We start from the raw sequence: 21513 nt of genomic DNA, 5'->3' as shown, positions 1-21513 counted from the left end.
TAGGTCGATACGACCTAAAATCTGAATCCGCTCCAGAATTAAAAAGCAGAGCATGATGTAATCCGAAAACCGCCTACACTTTTCGGCATCATGCTCGTCCAGGTGGGTCTCATGTCCGGTTCCGTTTCTCCGCTCGCTCCCAAAACCTTTGTATCCATGCCCGCCCTTCGCGGTGTGCGCATGACCACGGCCTCCGCCGGCATCAAGTACAAGAACCGGACCGACGTCCTGCTGATGGTCTTCGACAAGCCGGCCGCCGTAGCGGGCGTCTTCACCCGCTCGAAGTGCCCTTCGGCTCCGGTCGATTTCTGCCGGAAGAACCTGGCGCACGGCAGCGCGCGCGCCGTCGTCGTCAATTCCGGCAATGCCAATGCCTTCACCGGCCTCAAGGGACGCCAGGCGACGGAACTGACCGCCAAGTCCGCGGCGGCTGCCGTCGGTTGCGGTGAAAACGAAGTTTATCTCGCCTCCACCGGTGTCATCGGTGAGCCGCTTGACGCCAGCAAGTTCGCCGGTGTGCTCGATACGATGGCGAAGGATGCGACAAGCGATTTCTGGTTCGAGGCCGCCAAGGCGATCATGACCACGGATACCTATCCGAAGGTCGCGACCCGCACCGCCGAGATCGGCGGCGTCAAGGTCACGATCAACGGTATTGCCAAGGGCGCCGGCATGATCGCACCCGATATGGCGACGATGCTCTCTTTCGTCGTCACCGATGCCGATATTTCTTCTGCCGTGCTGCAGACGCTGCTGTCCGAAGGCGTCGGCCCGAGCTTCAATTCGATGACGGTCGATAGCGATACCTCGACCTCCGATACTTTGATGCTGTTCGCCACCGGCACTGCCGCGGCTGATGGTCAGGCGCATATCGATCGCGCCGACGATCCGAAGCTTATCGGTTTCCGGGCGGCACTTAACGAGCTGCTGAAGGATCTTGCCATCCAGGTCGTTCGCGACGGCGAAGGCGCGACCAAGATGCTCGAAATTACGGTGACGGGCGCCGAAAACGACGCGGCTGCCAAGCGCATCGCGCTTTCGATCGCCAATTCGCCGTTGGTCAAGACCGCCGCCGCCGGCGAAGACGCCAATTGGGGCCGCGTCGTCATGGCTGTCGGCAAGGCGGGCGAAATGGCGGATCGCGACAAGCTCGCCATCTGGTTCGGCGATGTCCGCGTCGCAGTCAACGGTGAGCGTGACGCTTCCTATTCGGAAGAAGCCGCCTCTAATGTCATGAAGCAGCAGGATATTCCCGTGAAGGTCGATCTTGGCCTCGGCAATGGCCGCGCAACGGTCTGGACCTGCGACCTTACCAAGGAATATGTTGCCATCAATGGCGACTACCGGAGCTGATACCTAGCTGATGCATGCGCAGTCCACGATAAACAAGCTGCCCTTGGTGCGCAGGCTGGAAGCCGTCGGTTTCCGGGCCTGGCCCGCCTCGTCGGTGCAATATGATGGCAGCTGGCAAATCCGGCTGACGGCGGGTCATCCGTCGAAGCGGCTGAATTCTGTCGTGCCGCTCGATCCCTCCGATCATCGCGATCTCGAGATCCGGCTGGCAAAAGCGCAGCGCAAGTTCGAAGCCTATGGCAGGCCTATGGTCGTGCGCGAGACGCCGCTCGCCTCGCCGAAGCTCATCGATCTCCTACGGGAGCGCGGCTGGATGTGTTTCGACGAGACGATCGTCATGACCGCCAATCTCGTCGATCTCGAATTGCCTGATATGCTGGATCATCTGCCGAGCCACGATGTCGGCCGCTTTGTCGATGCGAGCCTCATCGTTGATGAGGCTGATCCGGCTCTGAAGCCGGCATTGGCCGAGGTGGTGAGCGGCATCAAGCCGCCATCGGGCCTCTTTGTCATCGAAAATGATGATGCCGGACCGGTGGCGACAACGCTTTGCGTGCAGGACAACGATCTTGCCGGCGTCATGTCGGTTGCCGTCTCGCAGCAGCATCGGCGCAAGGGCCTCGGAGCCGAGATCCTGACTTCGGCGCTTCGCTGGGCCCGGATGCGCAGCGCCAAGACCGCCTGGTTGCAGGTCAGCGCCGACAATGCTCCGGCTTTGGCGCTCTACGTTCGTTTCGGTTTCCGCGAAGCCTATCGTTATTGCTATTGGCGACCGCCGGAGGCTGCATGAACGAGGCTGGCCGAAAGATCGTTCTCGTGGCCGCCTGCGCGCTCATCGACGCTGACGGCCGTATCCTTCTGGCGCAGCGCCCCGAGGGAAAATCGCTCGCCGGCCTCTGGGAGTTTCCCGGCGGCAAGGTCGAGTCTGGCGAGACGCCGGAGGAGACCTTGGTGCGCGAGCTTCAGGAAGAGCTTGGCATCCAGACGAAAATCGCCTGTCTCGCGCCGCTGACCTTCGCCAGCCATACTTACGAAACCTTCCATCTGCTGATGCCGCTTTATATCTGCCGGCGTTACGAAGGACTCCCGCATGGCCGGGAAGGGCAGGCGATCAAATGGGTACGGCCGCAGGCCCTGCGCGACTATCCGATGCCGCCGGCCGATGAGCCGCTGATCCCGTTCCTGCAGGATCTGCTTTAGCTTTTTACGGCAAGGGCTGAGGCAGCGCCGGTATCGGGCGGTGTCGCGCCCCCCGTGTCTAGATATCTCTGAATTTGAAACTTGATTTTGCAAGCTGATCAAGTTGGGAGACGCCGGGCTCTCGAGGGGACGCATCCGTCTTCGGCATTTTGCGGAGCAAATCCGTCAGCATGTCAGATTGCCTGTCACATTCGCGGCGAATTGCCTCCAAATGTTCGAGCATCAGTCCAAGGGCAAAAATCACGGCGCCGTTAAAAGCGTAGGAAAGGGCGCCTATCAGCCCCGCCGCTACGCCCGCTGCACTTCCACTAAACAACGTCGCAATCCCGAACAGGATCGCAATACCAATCACCAAACCGCCAACCGCCTTGAGCAAACCTGCCATGTGTAAATTCACGCAACCCAGGATAACAAAATGTAGCTTGGCGATATATCGTGGCGCGCAAGTGTCAATCTCTATTATTTGATGTATCGATGAAATTTTCGTCCAGTGCGTGCCTCTCCGGATCGAATTTGATGTCCCGTCGTGGGGCGGATCTTTTTTAGGTTCACGCAGTGACGGTTTGAAATGCGTCAAGGTAATACGTCGCAAATATGGTTAACGAGAATTAGCCATTTAATATCAGCCTGATAATGCGAATCATGCACTGTCCCGGAATTTTACGTCTCATTAATTTGCATGTGGATATTAAGGGATCGTTTATGACCTTCTGGCATTCAATTCTCTCAATCAAGCGGTTGTTGGGTGCGTTAGAGAAGGCTTGACATAATGGACGACGATTTCTGGAAAGCTGTTCAGGAAAAAGAGCAGTCCTATTCCACGTCGCGCAGAACGGGCGCGTTGAATATCGCTTTGCTGTTCGGTACGGCGGCGGTCGCGCTTTCGCTTATTCTGACCCCGATGCTATCAGACAAATCCAAGTCACGCGTGCTTGCAAGCGCGCCGGATATTGACAATATTACCACGGGTTCGATCCCGCAGACGGAAAACGGCAAGCGGTATACGATCCGCCGTAGTGTTCTGCAGCAGGAGCCGGGTTCGGTTTGTATCGTCCAGGGTTATGGTGCCGACAGCGGCTGCCAATAGAGCAATTCCAGGAAAAGTGCGTAGCGGTTTCCCATCGGAATTGCGTAGAAACAAAAAGATAGAGCGTTTTAGCGACTTAAAGAAGCACAAACGCTCTGGCGCGTGAGCATAGCCTGCCGGATGCCATGACGAGCATCGGATTCATCAGTTGTCCAATGCTGGGAGCTTCGAGCTTATGCGTTCCGTTCGGCGTATTTTCACCGATAAGACCGGTGCCACGGTCATTGAATATGGTCTCATCGCAGCCTTGATGTCGGCTGCGATCATCAGCGGTGTCGGCGCCTTCGGAGGCAGCCTCTCAAGCACATTCAACCTCCTGTCCAATACGATACAGAATTCGGCGGCGTCCCAGAACTGACGCGACCGCCTATTGCTTGAGCTTGTGTTCCTCGACCTTGAGCGCATCGGCCAACCGCGCCTTGGCCGAACCAGGCCGCAGCGGCTTCTGCTGGCTTTCGTGCGGCGTCCAGCCTGAGACGTAGATGATGGAGAATGTCGCCCTGATCCGCCCGTCCGGATCGGAATAGCGTTCGGCGTAAAGCTCGGCCGCACGCAGGAAGAAGGCACGCGTCAGCGGTTTGCGGCTGCGGTCGACCAGCGGATTGGTCATGCCCATGGCGCGCAGGTCGCGCATCAGGGCAAAGAGATTGTCGTAGCGCACCGTATAGGTTTCGGCGTCGATGACGGGCAAGGTAAAGCCGGCACGCTGCAGGAGGCCACCGACATCGCGGACATCGGCAAAGGGGATGACGCGCGGGCTTGCGCCCCCCGTCAGTTCGATTTCGGTCGCGAGCAGCACGTCGCGCAATTCCTGTAGGGTTCCAGAGCCGGGGATCGCCGCCAGGAAAAGACCATCCGCCTTCAGCGCGCGGCGGATCTGGATGAAGACGCCGGGCGTGTCGTTTGTGACATGCAGGCTAAGCGGCGAAAGCACGAGATTGACCGATTCCGGCTCCAGCGGCAGTTCTTCCGGCGGCGCTTCGATAAGGGTCTCGCCGGGAGCGGCAAAACCCATTTCGCTTTCGATCCTTTTCAAATGGCTGATCTTGCCGGTTGCCAGAGCCAGATGCGCAGCTACGCCGGTCGTGCCATGCAGCTCGACGGCTTCGTCGAAATGGCGTTCGGTGACGCCAAGCCGCTCCGCCAGTTCGCCGGCGGCAATGTCGAGCAGGAATGCCGCTTTCGGGTCGCCTTGTCTCAAGGCCCGGCGCTTGCGGGCTGCAAGCAGCGATTGGTCGAACACGATTTCCATGGTGGTTTCCTGCACTATCATCAATTCGGCGGCGCGTGCCGGGCACGCGCGTTTTCTCTTGCGCAATTCCGGACGGAAAACCGCTATACACTTTTCCCGGAATTGCTAGTCTCAATCATATGGGGATGATGGGACGCGAAATCACCTTGTCTATGCTGGGCGCCGGGCTGAAAAGACCCTGGATGGCTCTTGCCGATCTGGTCTATCCGCCGGCCTGCCCGGGTTGTGGCGTTTCCGTCGGCGCGCATCGCGGTCTTTGCGCGGCATGCTGGTCAGGCATTCGCTTTATCGAGCGGCCCTATTGCGAGGTGCTCGGCAGTCCGTTCTCCCATGATCTTGGTGCCGGCATCCTCAGCGCAGAGGCGATTGCCGATCCGCCCGTCTTCGACCGCCTGCGCTCCGCCGCCGTTCACGACGGCATCGTCCGGGATCTCGTTCTCAGTCTGAAATATCGCGATCGCACCGATCTCGCGCCGATGATGGCCGGCTGGATGCTGCGTGCCAGCGACGGCACGATTGCGGATTGCGATGCGATCATTCCGGTGCCGTTGCATCGGGCACGGCTGTTTGCGCGCAAATACAATCAGGCTGCCGAGCTTGCTCGCCACATTGCCCGTCTCTCGAGCAAACCGCTGCTTACCACAACACTCCTGCGCGTCAAACGCACGAGCCAGCAGGTGGGTCTCGGGGCCAAGGCGCGACAGGACAATGTGCGCGGCGCTTTCGCCGTCTCCGAGCATCGGGCGGCCGATATATTCGGGCGGCGCGTCGTTCTGGTCGATGATGTCTATACCACGGGCGCCACGGTTGCCGCGGCCACGCGCGCACTGAAGAAAGCAGGTGCGGCCGATGTCACGGTTTTGACCTTTGCAAGGGTCGTCGGCCATCTTATATGACAATCGATATAGGCTTTTCCGGAGTGGATCATGGCATCCGTCGTTATCTATACGCGTGAATTCTGCGGCTATTGCGCCCGTGCGAAATCCCTGCTCGAATCCAAAGGCGTCGATTATGTCGAGCACAACGCCACCTATTCGCCCGAACTGCGGCAGGAGATGATCGCGAAGTCGAACGGCGCCGCGACCTTCCCGCAGATCTTCATCAATGGTGAGCATGTCGGCGGCTGCGACGACATCCACGCACTCGATCGGGCCGGCAAGCTCGATCCGATGCTGGCTGCCTGATCCATATTGACGAGGAAGAAACCGATGAGCTTCAAGGCTGCTGCCATCCAGATGTGTTCCGGCGTCGATCCGGTGAAGAACGCGGCTGATATGGCCCGTTTGGTGCGAGATGCCGCCTCGCAGGGGGCGATCTACGTGCAAACGCCGGAGATGACCGGCGCGGTGCAGAAGGATCGTCCGGGCCTGCGCGCTGTGCTGCGTGACGAGCCGAACGATATCATCGTCAAGACGGCGTCCGGACTGGCAGAAGAGCTCGGCATATACCTGCATATCGGTTCGACCGCCATTGCGCTCGATGACGGCAAGATCGCCAATCGTGGCTTCCTCTTCGGTCCCGACGGCAAGCTCATCAATCGCTACGACAAGATCCATATGTTCGACGTCGATCTTGACAATGGCGAGAGCTGGCGCGAAAGCGCCGTCTATCGGCCGGGGTCGGAGGCGCGCATCGCATCGCTGCCGTTCGCCGAACTCGGCTTTTCCATCTGCTACGATGTGCGCTTTCCGCAGCTCTTCCGCGCCCAGGCCGTTGCTGGCGCCGAGGTGATGACGGTACCTGCCGCCTTCACAAAGCAGACCGGTGAAGCGCATTGGGAAATTCTGCTGCGCGCCCGCGCCATCGAAAACGGCATGTTCGTCATTGCCGCCGCGCAGGCCGGCAAGCATGAGGACGGCCGTGAGACTTTCGGCCATTCGATGATCATCGATCCCTGGGGCAAGGTGCTGGCATCCGCCGGTGGCACGGGCGAGGCCGTGGTCATCGCCGAGATCGATATCGCTGCCGTCAAATCAGCCCATGACAAGATACCGAACCTGAAGAATGCGCGCGAATTTTCGCTGGAGAAGATCGCGACGCCGGCGGCTGGAGGCGTCGCTGCTTGATCCGTTATTCGCTTACCTGTGACAATGCCCATGAGTTCGAGGGCTGGTTTTCCGAAAGTGCCGATTTCGACCGCCAGGTCGCAAGCGGTTTTCTCACCTGTCCGGTCTGTAATTCGGCTGCGATCTCCAAGCAGCTGATGGCGCCTTCGGTTTCGACCGCGCGCAAGAAGGACGAGATGCAGACGCTTGCCATGGATGCCGCCCGCAAGGAGGCGATGGCCAAGCTCAAGGAAGCGGTCGACGCCATCAAGGCCAATGCCGAGGATGTCGGCGCCAAATTCCCGGAAGAGGCCCGCAAGATCCATTACGGCGAAGCAGATGCGCGTGGGATCATCGGCAAGGCGACGCCTGATGAGGCGCAGGCCCTTGTCGAGGAGGGTATCGAGATCGCAGCCATTCCCGTGTTGCCAGACGATATCAACTGATGCCGGCGGGGGTGGAGAACCTGCACCCCCCTCTGTCACTTCGTGACATCTCCCCCACAAGGGGGGAGATCGGTGACTCGGAGCACCCTCTTTACTGCAAACGAACATCGAGCCTGCTGAATCACGGCCTATCGTTTTTGATAGACGAGCGGCGCCCTCAATAATCTCCCCCCTTGTGGGGGAGATGTCACGAAGTGACAGAGGGGGTATCAGAGCTTCAGCGGTCGCAGTGTTGCTGGCGTGACGATTTCACGCGGCTCGCTTCGCCAGAAGCATGTAGTTGACGTCCATATCCTTCGAGAGGTTCCAGCGGTCCTGCAGCGGCGAATAGAAGACGCCCGTGCGGGCAATGATATCGAGACCACTTGCGGCAAGCGGCTTTTCGATTTCATTCGGGCGGACCAACTTTTCATACTGGTGGGTGCCGCGGGGCAGCCAGCGAAGCACGTTTTCGGCGGCGAAGATGGCAAGGGCTGCTGCTTTCATGGTGCGGTTGATGGTCGCAACGAACATCAAGCCGCCGGGACGCACCATTTTTGCGCAGGTCGACAGGAAGAATTCGACGTCGGCGACATGCTCGACCACTTCCATGTTCAGCACGATATCGAAAGTTTCGCCGGCTTCGGCCAGCTGCTCGGCGGTGACGGCTCGGTAGTCGACGGGAACGCCGGAGGCTTTCGCGTGCGTCGAGGCGATGCCGATGTTCTTTTCCGAGGGATCGGCGCCGATGACGGTGGCGCCCATGCGCGCTACCGGCTCCGACAGCAGGCCGCCGCCACAGCCGATGTCGAGCACGCGAAGGCCCTCAAGCGGTCGGCTGCTCTTCGGATCGCGGTCGAAATTCTCGCAGGCGCGGTCGCGGATATAGGCCAGACGGACCGGATTGAACTTGTGAAGCGGTTTGAACTTGCCGGTCGGGCTCCACCACTCAGCCGCCATGGCGGAAAAACGGTCCACTTCGCTCTGGTCGATCGTGCTCTTTGCCGTTTCGCTCATGGCTCACTCCATCATTTGCGTCGTTCTGCGGTTCGGACGACTGCAAGCAATAATTCTACCTGAAGGGTGAAGTCGGACGATCGATGCGCGATGTCAAGGGCCTGCGGCCTTCGATCAGCTGTGGGGTATCTTGATTGCGCGATGCGAATTGCGGTGCGGAGGTTGACATGGCGGTATCTTATGGCCGATCAATCGCCGGGTTGTGAAATGGACTTTCGGAACCGGGATCGATTGCGATCGACTGGCCTGTAGAGGAGCTCCTCATGAGACCACTCCGTCTCGCGACGGTCGTCGCCATGTGCTGGTTTGCGGCCAGCCATGCATGCGCCGGGGACGGCAAGGGGTTTCGCCTGACGATCGACGGAGTCAGCGTCGGCATCAATCCCGGCGATACGCTCGAAGTCACCATGAAGGATGGCCGCAAGGTCCCGGTGGAGCTGCAGCGCAGCGAGACGGTGACCTTCACCGGCGGCAAATTCTCCTTCGATCATGATGGCAAGTTCACGGTTGCAAAGACGGATCTCGGCGACGGCGTGCAGCAATATGCGCTGATGACGCCGATCGGCACGGGCATCATCGTGCAGGTCTATAAGGGGCTCAACCCTTCCAGCTATACCGATGTCGTACTCCAGCAGATGGTGCAGGAGAGCATCAATGGCGGCGCGAAGATCAGCAAGCGAGCGACCCAGCGCACATTGCCGAGCGGTACCGTGCTGAAGGGCGTGAAGGCAGAGACGACCACCGACGACGACGTCATGGAATATGAGATTGTCGCGACCGGCCGGCCGGAAGGCGGCGTGCTTGTCGCCACCTTCCTCAACAAAGAAAATATCCCCAAGGAAGGGGGCATTCTCGACAAGCTCTGGTCGACCTTAAAAGTGGATTTTTAGAGTAAACTTTTCGTCGCCTCTGGCGTCCGATGCTATTGCGCCTGCCCGACAAACTCGCTAAGAGACGGCCCCATTGAGATCACGCTTTTCCGGCTACCGAACCGGAAGGGCGATTTTGCATGTCGGGCTTTCCGCATTCGGCCGCCCGGCGCAGGGTACTGGTAGAGGCACATGGCACGCATCGTGATGAAATTCGGCGGGACCTCCGTCGCGGATCTGGACCGTATCAAGAACGTCGCACGCCATGTGAAACGCGAGGTCGATGCCGGTCACGAAGTGGCAGTCGTCGTTTCCGCCATGTCCGGCAAGACCAACGAACTGGTCGGCTGGGTCCAGAACATGCCGAAAGTCTCCGGCGCCAATCATTCGATCTATGATGCGCGCGAATATGACGCCGTCGTGGCTTCGGGCGAGCAGGTCACCTCCGGTCTGCTGGCGATTGCGCTGCAGGCCATGGGCATCAACGCCCGTTCGTGGCAGGGTTGGCAGATTCCCATCCGCACCGACAATGCGCATGGTGCGGCCCGCATTCTCGACATCGACGGCGAAGACATGATCCGCCGCATGAAGGAAGGGCAGGTCGCCGTCGTCGCCGGGTTCCAGGGTCTCGGTCCCGACAATCGCGTCGCGACGCTCGGCCGCGGCGGTTCCGACACGTCGGCCGTTGCGATCGCGGCCGCCGTGAAGGCCGATCGCTGCGATATCTACACGGATGTCGATGGCGTCTACACGACCGACCCGCGCATCGAGCCGAAGGCGCGCCGCCTCAAGAAGATCGCCTTCGAGGAAATGCTCGAAATGGCGTCTCTCGGTGCAAAGGTGCTGCAGGTGCGCTCGGTCGAGCTCGCCATGGTATTCAAGGTCCGCACTTTCGTGCGCTCTTCTTTCGAGGATCCCGATGCTCCGGGCATGGGCGATCTGCTTAACCCGCCCGGAACGCTGATTTGTGACGAGGAAGAAATCGTGGAACAGGAAGTAGTCACCGGCATTGCCTATGCCAAGGATGAGGCTCAGATCTCGCTGCGTCGTCTTGCCGACCGACCGGGTGTTTCCGCCGCGATCTTCGGGCCGCTGGCCGAAAACCACATCAATGTCGACATGATCGTCCAGAACATTTCCGAAGACGGCTCCAAGACCGATATGACCTTCACGGTCCCCTCGGGCGACGTCGAGAAGGCGCTGCGCGTTCTTGGCGAAAACAAGGAAAAGATCGGCTACGACGTCGTCCAGAGCGAATCAGGTCTGGTCAAGGTTTCGGTCATCGGCATCGGCATGCGCTCGCATGCAGGCGTAGCTGCGACCGCTTTCAGGGCACTTGCCGAAAAAGGCATCAACATCAAGGCCATTACGACGTCAGAAATCAAGATTTCCATCCTGATCGACGGTCCTTATGCAGAACTCGCAGTCAGGACTTTGCATTCCTGCTACGGTCTGGATAAGAGTTGAGTCACGACTGCTGACGACGGACCGTGACGGAGGTGAGTTTCGGCCGGCCCTGACGTGGGCAAGACGGGCATGACATCTTGATTCGGGAGCTAGTGGCGCAATGAGAGACCTATCCGGCGGTCCACGCGTTCTGCTCAAGCGGCTACGCGAATTGATGGCGGAGCCGCTGGAGCCGCAGGAGCGCCTTGACCGGATCGTCCGCCAGATTGCCAGCAATATGGTTGCCGAGGTTTGCTCGGTCTATGTGCTGCGCGCCGACGGCGTCCTTGAACTTTATGCCACCGAGGGTCTGAATAAAGAGGCCGTCCACCTTTCGCAATTGAAGATGGGGCAAGGCCTGGTCGGCACGATTGCTGCATCCGCCCAGCCGCTCAATCTTTCCGATGCACAATCGCATCCGGCCTTCCGCTACCTGCCGGAAACCGGCGAAGAGATCTATCATTCCTTCCTCGGCGTGCCGATCCTGCGCACCGGCCGTTCGCTCGGCGTTCTCGTCGTCCAGAACAAGGCGAGCCGCAATTATCGCGAGGAAGAGCTGGAGGCGCTCGAAACGACGGCCATGGTGCTGGCTGAGATGATCGCAACCGGCGAGCTGAAGAAGATCACCAAGCCTGGCCTGGAACTCGATCTCACTCGCTCCGTTACGATCGATGGCGACAGCTACAATGAAGGCATCGGCCTCGGCTATGTCGTGCTGCACGAGCCGCGCATCGTCGTCACCAATCTCTTGAACGAGGATGCCGACAAGGAAATCGGCCGCCTCGCTGAAGCCCTCGGTTCGCTGCGTATTTCGATCGACGACATGCTGTCGCGCCGTGACGTGTCCATGGAAGGCGAGCATCGCGAGGTGCTTGAGACCTACCGCATGTTCGCGCACGACCAGGGCTGGGTGCGCAAGCTCGAGGAAGCCGTCCGCAACGGCCTGACCGCTGAAGCCGCCGTCGAAAAGGTGCAGAGCGACACAAAGGCGCGCATGATGCGCCTGACCGATCCCTATCTGCGCGAACGCATGCACGATTTCGAGGATCTGGCAAACCGGCTTTTGCGGCAGCTCATCGGACATTCAGGCCGTACCAGCGCCGAAGGCTTCCCGAACGATGCGGTCATTTTCGCGCGTGCGATGGGCGCGGCTGAACTGCTCGATTATCCCCGCGCCAATATTCGCGGCCTGGTGCTGGAAGAGGGCGCTGTCACAAGCCACGTCGTCATCGTGGCACGCGCCATGGGCATTCCGGTCGTCGGACAGGCGGTAGGTGTCGTTGCGCTGGCCGAAAACGGCGATCCGGTCATCATCGACGGCGACGGTGGTCATGTACACCTGCGGCCGATGGCTGATCATCAGCGCTCCTATGAAGAGAAGGTCCGATTCCGTGCCCGTCGGCAGGAGCAGTTCCGTGCGTTGCGCTCCGTCGAGCCGGTCACCAAGGACGGGCAGCGCATTTCGCTGCTGATGAATGCCGGTCTGCTGGTAGACCTGCCGCAACTTGCGGAATCCGGAGCCGAGGGTATCGGCCTGTTCCGCACCGAACTGCAGTTCATGATCGCCTCGACCATGCCGAAGGCGGATGAGCAAGAAGTCTTCTATCGCAATGTCATGAAGCAGGCGGGTGGCCGCGTTGTCACTTTCCGCACGCTCGATATCGGCGGCGACAAGGTCGTTCCTTATTTCCGGGCGCATGAGGAAGAAAACCCCGCGCTCGGCTGGCGCGCCATCCGCCTCTCGCTCGATCGTCCAGGCCTGTTGCGCACGCAGCTCAGGGCTATGCTCAGGGCGGCAGCCGACAGCGAATTGAAGATGATGGTGCCGATGGTCACGGAAGTCTCCGAGATCCGAGCCGTGCGTGAACTCCTGCAAAAGGAAGTGCAGCACCTCTCGCGCTTCGGGCACGGCCTGCCGCGCAAGCTGCAGTTCGGCGCAATGCTCGAGGTGCCCGCGCTACTGTGGCAGCTGGACGAGCTGATGGCGGAGGTCGATTTCGTCTCGGTCGGCTCCAACGACCTGTTCCAGTTCTCGATGGCGGTCGATCGCGGCAATGCCCGCGTTTCGGATCGCTTCGATCCGCTCGAGCGGCCGTTTCTGCGTATCCTGCGCGATATTGTGCGGGCTGGCGAACGCAACAAGACGCCGGTAACGCTTTGCGGCGAACTGGCGGGCAAGACGATTTCGGCCATGGCCCTGCTCGGCATCGGTTTCCGCTCGGTTTCGATGTCGCCGGCCTCGATCGGGCCGGTCAAAGCAATGCTGCTCGGGCTTGACCTCAAGGCCTTGTCCGAAGTCATGGAAGCCGCACTCGATGACAAGCAGCCGACGAGTTCCATGCGGGATATCCTTGTGCGCTTTGCCGAGAGCCACAATATTCCGCTTTAGCGCGCGATCCTGAAAAGCACGAAGCGGTTTGCAGGCGGGATCATGCGCATCACAACATCAAAGCAGAGATAATAAGAAGAATTGGAGTAGAGGGTGGCGAAGCTCCCTGTTGAAAAGATGCGCGAATTGGAACGCCGTTTCGGCGAGATCGAGGCGCGCATGTCCGCCGGCCCGGCCGCAGATGTCTATGTGAAGCTTGCTTCCGAATATTCCGAGCTGCAGCCGGTCGTGACCAAAATCCGCGATTACGAGCGCGCCCTTGCCGAGGCTGCCGATCTCGAAACCATGCTCTCCGATAAATCCGTCGATCGCGATATGCGCGATCTTGCCGAAATGGAGCTGCCCGAGGTTAAGGAGCGGATCGAGACGCTGGAAAAGGCGATCCAGATCGAGCTTCTGCCGAAGGATGCCGCCGACGAGAAGAGCGCGATCCTGGAAATCCGCGCCGGCACCGGCGGCTCCGAAGCGGCCCTCTTTGCTGGCGATCTATTCCGCATGTATGAGCGTTTTGCCGCCAGCAATGGCTGGAAGGTGGAAGTGCTTTCGGCGAGCGAGGGCGAAGCGGGTGGTTTCAAGGAAATCATCGCCACCATCAGCGGCAAGGGCGTGTTTTCCCGATTGAAGTTCGAATCCGGCGTTCACCGCGTGCAGCGTGTGCCGGAAACCGAGGCGAGCGGGCGTATTCATACTTCTGCGGCGACCGTCGCCGTGCTGCCGGAAGCCGAAGAAATCGATATCGAGATCCGGCCTGAGGATATCCGTATCGACACCATGCGCTCTTCCGGCGCCGGTGGTCAGCACGTCAACACGACCGACTCGGCCGTGCGCATCACCCATCTTCCCTCGGGTATCGTTGTCACGAGCTCGGAAAAGTCGCAGCATCAGAACCGCGCCAAAGCTATGCAGGTCCTGCGGTCTCGCCTGTTCGACATGGAGCGCCAGCGGGCCGACAGCGAGCGTTCCGCCGACCGCAAGAGCCAGGTCGGCTCCGGCGATCGGTCCGAGCGCATCCGCACCTATAATTTCCCGCAGGGGCGCGTCACCGATCACCGCATCAACCTGACGCTCTACAAGCTCGACCGGATGATGGTGGGCGAGATCGACGAGGTGGTCGATGCGCTGCTGGCGGATTATCAGGCGAGCCAGCTCGCCCAGCTCGGCGAACAGGCATGAGTGGCGGGCAGGGGCCGACCGCATCCGAGCTCCTGCAGGAGGCGCGCGCCCGATTTGCCGGGGCCGATCTCGACGATCCCGCCACGGAAGCACGCATTCTTGTCGGCGGCCTTCTGCATCTTTCTGCGACCGGCCTCGTGACGCACGGTTCCGAGCCCGTATCTGAGGATGATGTGGTGATGATACGCGCGGCGATCGCTCGCCGGCTTAATCATGAGCCGGTCTATCGCATTCTCGGCGAACGGGAGTTCTATGGTCTCTCGCTGCGGCTTTCGGCTGCGACGCTCGAACCGCGGCCCGATACCGAAATTCTCGTCGATACGATGCTGCCACATGTCAGGCGTCTTGAATCCCAGATCGGCAATATCCATATACTGGACATCGGAACGGGAACCGGGGCCATTTGCCTGGCCCTGCTTCATGAATGCCCTAAAGCAATGGGCGTTGGTTCCGATATTTCCAGCGAAGCGCTGGAAACCGCTCGCGGGAACGCGGAGCGAAATGGCCTGGCGGCGCGGTTCAGAACTGTGCAAGGGAGCTGGTTTGAAGCCATCCACGAACGTTTTCACGTGATTGTCTCAAATCCGCCCTATATTGCGTCTAGTGTCGTTTCCACTCTCGCTCCAGAAGTAAAGGATTTCGATCCTCCCACGGCCCTTGATGGGGGCCTTGATGGGCTGGATGCATACAGGGCGATCGCAAAGGATGCGGCTCGATTTCTATATCAGAACGGTATGATTGGTGTGGAGATCGGCTACGATCAGCGTGAAACGGTGACTTCGGTTTTTGAAGGAGCAGGATTTTCCCTTGTCGAGGCGGTTCGGGACTACGGCCAGAACGACCGGGTTCTTGTGTTTGAATTTCAACATTAACGTGACATTTTGCAGCGGATTTGTGGAACCCCGTTGTTATCGCAAAGAAAAAGCTTGGATTTCCTGAGGAAGCAATATAGGTTGCGCTCACGCGTTGGGCGGCTGGGAATGAACGAGACGATTCGCTCATCTTGGACAGCCTCGGGGATCCGCTCTCTGATAAGAGTGTCAAAGGTTGAAGATAACCCAATGCGTGATCAGTTAATCTGACGTAGTCGAGCGGCAGACGAGCGCTAAAGCGCAGTTTGCTTGCGGCACGCAGGCCCCGGTTCGGAAGTATCCGACCCGCGGCGGCAGGTGCCGTGTATAATTTTATCCCAACGAAGAGAATTCAGGTGAAGGATCTATGAGGCCAGGACAGCAAAACAAGCGCGGTCGGGGGCGTGGTAATAACAACAACGGCGGCGGCGGAAATAACAACAACAATTTCAACCGCAAGGGCTCGAACCCGCTGACCAGGACTTACGACAGCTCCGGTCCCGATGTGAAAATCCGCGGAACCGCACAGCACATCGCCGAGAAGTACGCGGCCTTGGCTCGCGATGCTCAAAGCTCCGGCGACCGCGTCATGGCGGAAAACTACCTGCAGCATGCCGAGCACTACAATCGGATCATTGCCAGCGCCCAGGCGCAGATGCAGGAGCGCTACCAGCGCGACGATCATCACAATTACAATGACCGCGATAATGCCGAGCGCGATATCGACGATATCGATGCGCAGGAGATCGACGATCAGCCGCAGATGGCTCAGCCCCACGGTCGCCAGCAGCAGGCTGCTCCAGCGGTTGCTGCCGCTCCGGCCAGCGAGCCCGAGGTCATCAATGGCACCGGTCCGCAGCCGGTGATCGAAGGGATTCCGGCCGAAGTGGCGATCGAAGAGGAAACTCCGGCCGTGGCCGCCACCGAGCGCCAGCCGCGCCGCCGCAGTGCCGGCGGTAACCGCCCGCGCCGCCAGCCGCGCCGCAGCGCTGCCGGTGGCGACGGTGAGGGCGAAGCCGCTTCGGGCGAAGCTCCGGCCTTGGCGGACGCAACCTCTGAATAAGACTTCTGCGCCTTCTGGCGCAGGTGGTCACAATATTGAAACGGCAACGGCAGTGCTGTGGGCACCACCGTTGCCGTTTTGCTATGGGCGGAATGGTCATCAGGTCGCGAGAGGAAAGATTCGATGTCCACCGACGGTCGAAGCCGGGGTTGAGCTGGATGAGGCGGCCAATAAGTCGGCGGGCTGTGGTGACAAATCTCGCGCTTTTTTCGCGTTTTATACCCTTTAAACTCTCCAGATATCCTCCCATATTTCCTCCAGTTGTCTTGCCGCAAATCTCAATGGCGGAAAGGCGGGGCCTGCCTCTAGAGGGGGCTCAATCTCAATCATCGGTCTGTGCCGGGTCCGGGCAGAGCGATTCATGGAGGTCTCATATGAATATTGAAAAATACTCCGAGCGGGTACGCGGTTTTCTGCAATCCGCCCAAACCAATGCGCTTGCACAGGGTAATCAGCAGTTCACGCCCGAGCACGTTCTCAAGGTGCTTCTGGACGACGACCAGGGCATGGCCGCCTCGTTGATTGAACGTGCCGGTGGCGACGCCAAGGCTGCCCGCATTGCCAATGATGCCGCACTTGCAAAGCTGCCGAAGGTTTCCGGCGGTGACGGCCAGGTCTATCTCTCACAGCCGCTCGCCAAGGTTTTCACGACCGCAGAAGATGCGGCCAAGAAGGCGGGCGATAGTTTCGTCACTGTCGAGCGTCTTTTGCAGGCGCTGGCGATCGAGCCCACGGCGTCGACCTCGGCAACCCTGAAAAATGCAGGCGTCACGCCCGTCGCCCTCAATCAGGTCATCAATGATATCCGCAAGGGCCGCACGGCTGACTCCGCCAATGCGGAGCAGGGCTTCGATTCGCTGAAGAAATATGCTCGCGATCTCACCGCCGAGGCCCGCGAAGGCAAGCTCGACCCGGTGATCGGCCGTGACGACGAAATTCGTCGCACCATCCAGGTCCTGTCTCGCCGCACCAAGAACAATCCTGTGCTCATTGGTGAGCCCGGCGTCGGCAAGACGGCGATCGTCGAAGGCTTGGCGCTGCGTATCGTCAATGGCGACGTACCGGAATCGCTGAAGGACAAGAAGCTGATGGCGCTCGACATGGGCGCGCTGATTGCCGGTGCGAAATTCCGCGGCGAGTTCGAAGAGCGGCTGAAGGCCGTGCTCAACGAAGTGCAGTCGGAAAACGGCGAGATCATTCTCTTCATCGATGAAATGCACACCCTGGTCGGTGCCGGCAAGGCCGATGGCGCGATGGATGCATCCAACCTGCTGAAACCGGCCCTTGCGCGCGGCGAACTTCACTGCGTCGGCGCGACCACGCTCGATGAATACCGCAAGCATGTCGAGAAGGATCTGGCGCTTGCCCGTCGCTTCCAGCCTGTCATGGTTGAGGAACCGACGGTCGAAGACACAATCTCGATCCTGCGTGGCTTGAAGGAAAAATATGAGCAGCATCACAAGGTGCGCATCGCCGATGCCGCTCTGGTGGCTGCTGCAACCCTGTCGAACCGCTACATCACCGATCGCTTCCTGCCGGACAAGGCCATCGACCTGATGGACGAGGCAGCGGCGCGTCTGCGTATGCAGGTGGATTCCAAGCCGGAAGAGCTCGATGAACTCGATCGCCGCATCATCCAGCTGAAGATCGAGCGTGAGGCGCTGAAGAAGGAAACCGACCAGTCTTCCGCCGACCGGCTGAAGCGGCTGGAGGGCGATCTTGCGTCGCTGGAAGAGGAAGCCGATGCGCTGACCGCGCGCTGGCAGGCCGAAAAGCAGAAGCTCGGTCTTGCCGCCGATCTCAAGAAGCAGCTCGACGATGCCCGCAACGAACTCGCCATTGCCCAGCGCAAGGGTGAATTCCAGCGCGCCGGCGAGCTTGCCTATGGCGTGATCCCCAATCTTGAGAAGGAATTGCACGCCGCGGAAGAGCAGGATAGTGCCCGCGATTCCATGGTGCAGGAGGTCGTTACCGCCGACAATATCGCCCAGGTCGTTTCCCGCTGGACCGGGATTCCCGTGGACAAGATGCTGGAAGGCGAGCGCGACAAGCTGCTGCGGATGGAAGACGAGCTGGCAAAATGGGTCGTCGGCCAGGGTGACGCCGTTCAGGCTGTGTCGCGTGCCGTTCGCCGCTCGCGTGCCGGCCTGCAGGATCCGAACCGGCCGATCGGCTCGTTCATCTTCCTCGGTCCGACGGGTGTCGGCAAGACGGAGTTGACGAAGGCGCTTGCTCGCTTCCTCTTCGACGACGAGACGGCAATGGTGCGTATCGACATGTCCGAGTACATGGAGAAGCACTCCGTGGCGCGGTTGATCGGTGCCCCTCCCGGCTATGTCGGCTATGAGGAAGGCGGCGCATTGACCGAAGCCGTCCGCCGCCGGCCCTATCAGGTCGTGCTGTTCGACGAGATCGAGAAGGCGCACCCCGATGTCTTCAACATCCTGCTCCAGGTTCTGGATGACGGACGTTTGACGGACGGACAGGGCCGCACGGTCGATTTCCGCAACACAATGATCATCATGACCTCCAATCTGGGTGCCGAATATCTCACCCAGCTGAAGGACGGCGATGACAGCGATCTGGTGCGCGAGCAGGTAATGGAAGTCGTCCGGTCGCATTTCCGGCCGGAATTCCTGAACCGTATCGACGAGATCATCCTGTTCCATCGCCTGAAGCGCGATGAGATGGGCGCGATCGTAGACATTCAGCTCGAACGTCTGCTGAAGCTGCTGTCGGAACGCAAAATCACGCTCGAACTCGACGACGATGCCCGCCATTGGCTGGCCAACAAGGGCTACGATCCGGTCTACGGTGCGCGGCCGCTGAAGCGGGTGATTCAGAAATATGTCCAGGATCCGCTAGCCGAACAGATCCTGTCCGGGCAGATTCCGGATGGCTCGCTCGTCAAGGTCACCAGCGGTTCGGACCGGCTGTTGTTCCGTCCGCGTCAGGCGGTAAACGAAGCAGCGTAAGCTGGCCGACCGAGTCAACGCAGATGGCGGTCTTCGGGCCGCCATTTTGCTATCGGCCGTAGCGTAGTGTTGATAGCTCAGCATGAAATAGGCCGAGTGGCCGAGGCTACTTGCTGGCGATCTGCTTCGTTTTCTCGTCTGTAAGCAGCGTATCGATGCGCTTGCGCTCTTCCTGGAATTTGGCGAGCGCATCGCCTTCCAGCGATTTGCCGCCGGGAAGGCGGATGCGTAAGGGATCGACCTTCGTGCCGTTGACGATCAGCTCGTAGTGCAGGTGGGGGCCGGTCGCCAGGCCCGTCGAGCCGATAAAGCCGATCACCTGTCCCTGCACCACCTTTGCGCCCGGCACGATGCCTTTGGCGATCGCGCTCTGGTGATTGTAGGAGGAGACGTAGCCATTGGCATGGCGGATCAGTGTCTGATTGCCGAAGCCACCTGAATCCCAACCGGCTTTTTCGACGATGCCGTTGCCGGCAGCGATGATCGGCGTGCCGCGCGGGGCTGACCAGTCAACACCGGTATGCATGCGCGCAAAGCCGAGGATCGGGTGGCGGCGCATGCCGAAGCCGGATTTGAAGACGCCGGTGGGAACGGGATTGCGCAGCAGGAACTGCCGGATGCTCTTGCCATTCTCGTCGAAGTAGTCGATCGAATGATCGGTCGGATCCTCGAAGCGATAGAAGCGGGTGACGTTGTCGCCGAATCTGGCGTTGACGTAGAGCAGTTCGGAATCGGCCGTCGCCTGTCCCTTGTCGTCGGTGACCGAGAAGAAAGCTTCCAGCGAATCCGTCGGTTTCAGCTGCGCCTGGAAATCGACATTGCTCGCAAGCAGCTTGACGATCTGCGCCACCATCTCCTTGGTCATGCCGTAGGAAAGGGCGGCGCGGTAGATGCCGTCGTAGACGCTCGGCAGGTCGCGGCCGGCCGCAACAGCTGGCAAGTCGTTATCGAAGGCCGTGGCGATGGCATCGAGCATCGGCGGTGCACTGCCGGCGACGAATTCGCCGCGGTCGTTCTGCGCGATGGTGAGCAGATGTTTCGTGCCGCGATAGATGCTGGCGCGGATGATTTTCGCCTGCTCACCCTTCTGAAGGATGCCGATACGCAACACGTCGCCGGCGGAGACATCGGACGAACCGAAGAGCGGCTGGATCTTGGCTGCGACATCGTCCGCGTCAGCCTTCAGATAACCGGATCCGGTCAGCGCCGCGGCAATCGACATGTTTTCGCGGACGGGAATGATGTCGTCGGCAAATTCTTCCGTCTGCGCGGTCACGGCTTCCGGAGCGGAGACCGACATGTTCTCTTCAACGATGCGGGCTGCAAGGCCCGCCGTCAGATCGACGTCGGGATCGTCATTGGCGAAACGGCGCGGGTCGACATAATAGAGCGCCGAAAGCTGGGTATTGCCGTCCGCCAGCACCGAACCGTTGGAACGGACATTTTCTTCGACCTCATCGAGTGACATGGAGCCGGCGAGCTGGAAGGGAATATCCTTGGTGGGAAAGGCAATCGTCTTCAGGCTGACTTCGGATTCGACGTCCGATCCGTAGATGGCGCCGGTCTTGTTGGCGGGCTGCGGTATGTTTTCGTCGGCGGAAAAGATCGCCAGCGGATCGAAGGGGGGATAGCTTTCGCTGGCGATGCGATTGGTGGCGAGCGCGATCTTCACATGGGCGAAGGGCTGGCGGCGCACCACCTCCTTGTCGCCATCGCGCACAACGGTCGAAACTTCGAGAATATTGCGGTCGGACGGCTTCGAGGCGATCGCGGTGGAAATCAGCCGGCCGCCGCGGGTGACCTGGTCGTCGGTGGCATTATGATTGTCCGATGTGGCATAGGCTTCCGCGGGGATCGCCAGCTGCTGGCGGCCGTCAAGTGCGGCAAACAAGGCCACGCCCATCAGGATACTCGACGTCAGGCCTGTCAGGAAGGTGCCGGAAAGCCAACGGAGAGACACTTCGCGCCGATCCGGCGCCCGCCGGCCATCGGCCAGGATAGGCGGCTCGTTGCCGAGCGATCGGAGCATCATCTTGTCCGTCATCATGCCGATCGTGATCCGCTTCCTTCATGCGAGCCGCAGGCTGGGGGCGAAGATGTGCATATTTATGACAGGGGTGTCAAATCAACCGGGCGTTTTTTGCGGCGATCCATATGCTGTTTCCCATAAAATGGCAGGGTCGCTGATGAAGATGGGACGCAGAAAAGCGGTTTTGCGGCTTGTTCCGTCATCGTGCAGGCGGCCCGACGCTTCATCCAGGATATCTGTGGGTGTTTTTGCAGGCTATTTTCGATGACTACAGGGCATCTTCACAAAACTCACATAAGAATCAATTAGTTATTTGTTTTTTGATTTTTTTCAAAATAG

The 21513-nt window shown here is 59.9% G+C and carries 20 protein-coding genes; 16 read left to right on the top strand and 4 right to left on the bottom strand.

The genetic code is table 11. From position 1 onward, the window contains the following. Positions 1–111: 111 nt before the first annotated feature. Genes argJ through mutT form a run of 3 tightly spaced genes read left to right on the top strand, consistent with a single transcriptional unit; the run spans position 112 to position 2553 of the window. Positions 112–1353, top strand: coding sequence for a bifunctional glutamate N-acetyltransferase/amino-acid acetyltransferase ArgJ (argJ, locus tag AC13QY_RS26015; RefSeq protein WP_113354431.1), 1242 nt, complete (start codon positions 112–114; stop codon positions 1351–1353). Between the two features lie 10 nt (positions 1354–1363). Continuing rightward, positions 1364–2143: a GNAT family N-acetyltransferase gene (locus AC13QY_RS26010; RefSeq protein ID WP_488494214.1), complete on the top strand. Its 780-nt coding sequence runs from the start codon at positions 1364–1366 to the stop codon at positions 2141–2143. Next, on the top strand, positions 2140–2553 hold the full coding sequence (gene mutT / locus AC13QY_RS26005; RefSeq protein WP_488494213.1) for an 8-oxo-dGTP diphosphatase MutT: 414 nt from the start codon (positions 2140–2142) through the stop codon (positions 2551–2553). Before AC13QY_RS26010 ends, mutT begins: the two co-directional genes overlap by 4 nt. A gap of 58 nt (positions 2554–2611) precedes the next feature. On the opposite strand, the gene AC13QY_RS26000 is transcribed toward mutT, so the two are convergent. Then, positions 2612–2938, bottom strand: coding sequence for a hypothetical protein (locus AC13QY_RS26000; protein ID WP_069612952.1), 327 nt, complete (start codon positions 2936–2938; stop codon positions 2612–2614). A gap of 384 nt (positions 2939–3322) precedes the next feature. Between AC13QY_RS26000 and AC13QY_RS25995 the strand changes: the two genes are divergently transcribed. Together AC13QY_RS25995 and AC13QY_RS25990 are read left to right on the top strand one after the other, a co-directional pair. Further along, positions 3323–3640 carry a hypothetical protein gene (locus tag AC13QY_RS25995; RefSeq protein WP_069612953.1) on the top strand — a complete coding sequence of 106 codons (318 nt, stop codon included), beginning with the start codon at positions 3323–3325 and terminating at the stop codon, positions 3638–3640. Positions 3641–3815: 175 nt separating this feature from the next. Beyond that, entirely contained in the window at positions 3816–3998 is a 183-nt protein-coding gene (locus tag AC13QY_RS25990; protein ID WP_069612954.1) for a Flp family type IVb pilin, read from the top strand. Between the two features lie 9 nt (positions 3999–4007). Here AC13QY_RS25990 and AC13QY_RS25985 read toward each other — a convergent pair whose 3' ends face one another. After that, positions 4008–4892 (bottom strand): methyltransferase domain-containing protein, encoded by an 885-nt coding sequence (locus tag AC13QY_RS25985; protein WP_113354197.1) that lies wholly within the window; start codon positions 4890–4892, stop codon positions 4008–4010. Positions 4893–5011: 119 nt separating this feature from the next. On the opposite strand from AC13QY_RS25985, the gene AC13QY_RS25980 reads away from it, so the two are divergent. Genes AC13QY_RS25980 through AC13QY_RS25965 form a run of 4 tightly spaced genes read left to right on the top strand, consistent with a single transcriptional unit; the run spans position 5012 to position 7383 of the window. After that, positions 5012–5788, top strand: a complete 777-nt coding sequence (locus AC13QY_RS25980) for a ComF family protein (protein WP_488494212.1) — start codon at positions 5012–5014, stop codon at positions 5786–5788. A gap of 30 nt (positions 5789–5818) precedes the next feature. After that, positions 5819–6076 (top strand): glutaredoxin 3, encoded by a 258-nt coding sequence (grxC, locus tag AC13QY_RS25975; RefSeq protein ID WP_069612956.1) that lies wholly within the window; start codon positions 5819–5821, stop codon positions 6074–6076. 24 nt (positions 6077–6100) lie between these two features. Beyond that, positions 6101–6958, top strand: a complete 858-nt coding sequence (locus AC13QY_RS25970; protein ID WP_488494211.1) for a carbon-nitrogen hydrolase family protein — start codon at positions 6101–6103, stop codon at positions 6956–6958. Then, the gene (locus tag AC13QY_RS25965) at positions 6955–7383 is read left to right on the top strand and encodes a DUF1178 family protein (RefSeq protein WP_113332339.1); all 429 of its coding nucleotides are present in this window, start codon (positions 6955–6957) and stop codon (positions 7381–7383) included. Before AC13QY_RS25970 ends, AC13QY_RS25965 begins: the two co-directional genes overlap by 4 nt. A gap of 249 nt (positions 7384–7632) precedes the next feature. On the opposite strand, the gene ubiG is transcribed toward AC13QY_RS25965, so the two are convergent. Continuing rightward, a complete protein-coding gene (gene ubiG / locus AC13QY_RS25960; protein ID WP_488494210.1) occupies positions 7633–8379 on the bottom strand; it encodes a bifunctional 2-polyprenyl-6-hydroxyphenol methylase/3-demethylubiquinol 3-O-methyltransferase UbiG in 747 nt (248 codons plus the stop codon). 263 nt (positions 8380–8642) lie between these two features. Between ubiG and AC13QY_RS25955 the strand changes: the two genes are divergently transcribed. The 7 genes from AC13QY_RS25955 to clpB all read left to right on the top strand — a co-directional run bounded on the left by AC13QY_RS25955 (position 8643) and on the right by clpB (position 19145). After that, on the top strand, positions 8643–9269 hold the full coding sequence (locus AC13QY_RS25955; RefSeq protein ID WP_113332336.1) for a hypothetical protein: 627 nt from the start codon (positions 8643–8645) through the stop codon (positions 9267–9269). A gap of 171 nt (positions 9270–9440) precedes the next feature. Then, on the top strand, positions 9441–10715 hold the full coding sequence (locus tag AC13QY_RS25950; protein WP_069612962.1) for an aspartate kinase: 1275 nt from the start codon (positions 9441–9443) through the stop codon (positions 10713–10715). Between the two features lie 100 nt (positions 10716–10815). Further along, entirely contained in the window at positions 10816–13083 is a 2268-nt protein-coding gene (ptsP, locus tag AC13QY_RS25945; RefSeq protein ID WP_269244467.1) for a phosphoenolpyruvate--protein phosphotransferase, read from the top strand. 93 nt (positions 13084–13176) lie between these two features. After that, positions 13177–14256, top strand: a complete 1080-nt coding sequence (prfA, locus tag AC13QY_RS25940) for a peptide chain release factor 1 (RefSeq protein ID WP_069612964.1) — start codon at positions 13177–13179, stop codon at positions 14254–14256. Continuing rightward, positions 14253–15128 carry a peptide chain release factor N(5)-glutamine methyltransferase gene (prmC, locus tag AC13QY_RS25935; protein WP_488494209.1) on the top strand — a complete coding sequence of 292 codons (876 nt, stop codon included), beginning with the start codon at positions 14253–14255 and terminating at the stop codon, positions 15126–15128. The genes prfA and prmC overlap by 4 nt, the downstream gene beginning before the upstream one ends. 346 nt (positions 15129–15474) lie before the next feature. Further along, positions 15475–16170: a DUF4167 domain-containing protein gene (locus AC13QY_RS25930; RefSeq protein ID WP_095435959.1), complete on the top strand. Its 696-nt coding sequence runs from the start codon at positions 15475–15477 to the stop codon at positions 16168–16170. Positions 16171–16544: 374 nt separating this feature from the next. Further along, positions 16545–19145, top strand: coding sequence for an ATP-dependent chaperone ClpB (gene clpB, locus AC13QY_RS25925; RefSeq protein WP_269244465.1), 2601 nt, complete (start codon positions 16545–16547; stop codon positions 19143–19145). Between the two features lie 106 nt (positions 19146–19251). Here the strand turns inward: clpB and AC13QY_RS25920 are convergent, their stop codons facing one another. After that, positions 19252–21192 carry a M23 family metallopeptidase gene (locus AC13QY_RS25920; RefSeq protein ID WP_269244464.1) on the bottom strand — a complete coding sequence of 647 codons (1941 nt, stop codon included), beginning with the start codon at positions 21190–21192 and terminating at the stop codon, positions 19252–19254. Positions 21193–21513 lie beyond the last annotated feature (321 nt).

Source organism: Martinezella sp. CNPSo 3795 (assembly GCF_057784475.1).
Note: the sequence above shows the minus strand (reverse complement) of the source record. Positions and strands in the feature narration are given on the sequence as shown.

What these genes read in the sequence shown, in the direction of transcription:
- clpB (WP_269244465.1), top strand. Translation starts at nt 16,545, where the DNA reads ATGAATATTGAAAAATACTCCGAGCGGGTACGCGGTTTTCTGCAATCC.
- AC13QY_RS25990 (WP_069612954.1), top strand. Translation starts at nt 3,816, where the DNA reads ATGCGTTCCGTTCGGCGTATTTTCACCGATAAGACCGGTGCCACGGTC.
- ubiG (WP_488494210.1), bottom strand. Translation starts at nt 8,379, where the DNA reads ATGAGCGAAACGGCAAAGAGCACGATCGACCAGAGCGAAGTGGACCGT.
- ptsP (WP_269244467.1), top strand. Translation starts at nt 10,816, where the DNA reads ATGAGAGACCTATCCGGCGGTCCACGCGTTCTGCTCAAGCGGCTACGC.
- prmC (WP_488494209.1), top strand. Translation starts at nt 14,253, where the DNA reads ATGAGTGGCGGGCAGGGGCCGACCGCATCCGAGCTCCTGCAGGAGGCG.
- AC13QY_RS25955 (WP_113332336.1), top strand. Translation starts at nt 8,643, where the DNA reads ATGAGACCACTCCGTCTCGCGACGGTCGTCGCCATGTGCTGGTTTGCG.
- AC13QY_RS25930 (WP_095435959.1), top strand. Translation starts at nt 15,475, where the DNA reads ATGAGGCCAGGACAGCAAAACAAGCGCGGTCGGGGGCGTGGTAATAAC.
- AC13QY_RS25985 (WP_113354197.1), bottom strand. Translation starts at nt 4,892, where the DNA reads ATGGAAATCGTGTTCGACCAATCGCTGCTTGCAGCCCGCAAGCGCCGG.
- grxC (WP_069612956.1), top strand. Translation starts at nt 5,819, where the DNA reads ATGGCATCCGTCGTTATCTATACGCGTGAATTCTGCGGCTATTGCGCC.
- mutT (WP_488494213.1), top strand. Translation starts at nt 2,140, where the DNA reads ATGAACGAGGCTGGCCGAAAGATCGTTCTCGTGGCCGCCTGCGCGCTC.
- AC13QY_RS25920 (WP_269244464.1), bottom strand. Translation starts at nt 21,192, where the DNA reads ATGATGACGGACAAGATGATGCTCCGATCGCTCGGCAACGAGCCGCCT.
- AC13QY_RS26000 (WP_069612952.1), bottom strand. Translation starts at nt 2,938, where the DNA reads ATGGCAGGTTTGCTCAAGGCGGTTGGCGGTTTGGTGATTGGTATTGCG.
- AC13QY_RS25950 (WP_069612962.1), top strand. Translation starts at nt 9,441, where the DNA reads ATGGCACGCATCGTGATGAAATTCGGCGGGACCTCCGTCGCGGATCTG.
- argJ (WP_113354431.1), top strand. Translation starts at nt 112, where the DNA reads ATGTCCGGTTCCGTTTCTCCGCTCGCTCCCAAAACCTTTGTATCCATG.
- AC13QY_RS25995 (WP_069612953.1), top strand. Translation starts at nt 3,323, where the DNA reads ATGGACGACGATTTCTGGAAAGCTGTTCAGGAAAAAGAGCAGTCCTAT.
- AC13QY_RS25970 (WP_488494211.1), top strand. Translation starts at nt 6,101, where the DNA reads ATGAGCTTCAAGGCTGCTGCCATCCAGATGTGTTCCGGCGTCGATCCG.
- AC13QY_RS25980 (WP_488494212.1), top strand. Translation starts at nt 5,012, where the DNA reads ATGGGGATGATGGGACGCGAAATCACCTTGTCTATGCTGGGCGCCGGG.
- AC13QY_RS26010 (WP_488494214.1), top strand. Translation starts at nt 1,364, where the DNA reads ATGCATGCGCAGTCCACGATAAACAAGCTGCCCTTGGTGCGCAGGCTG.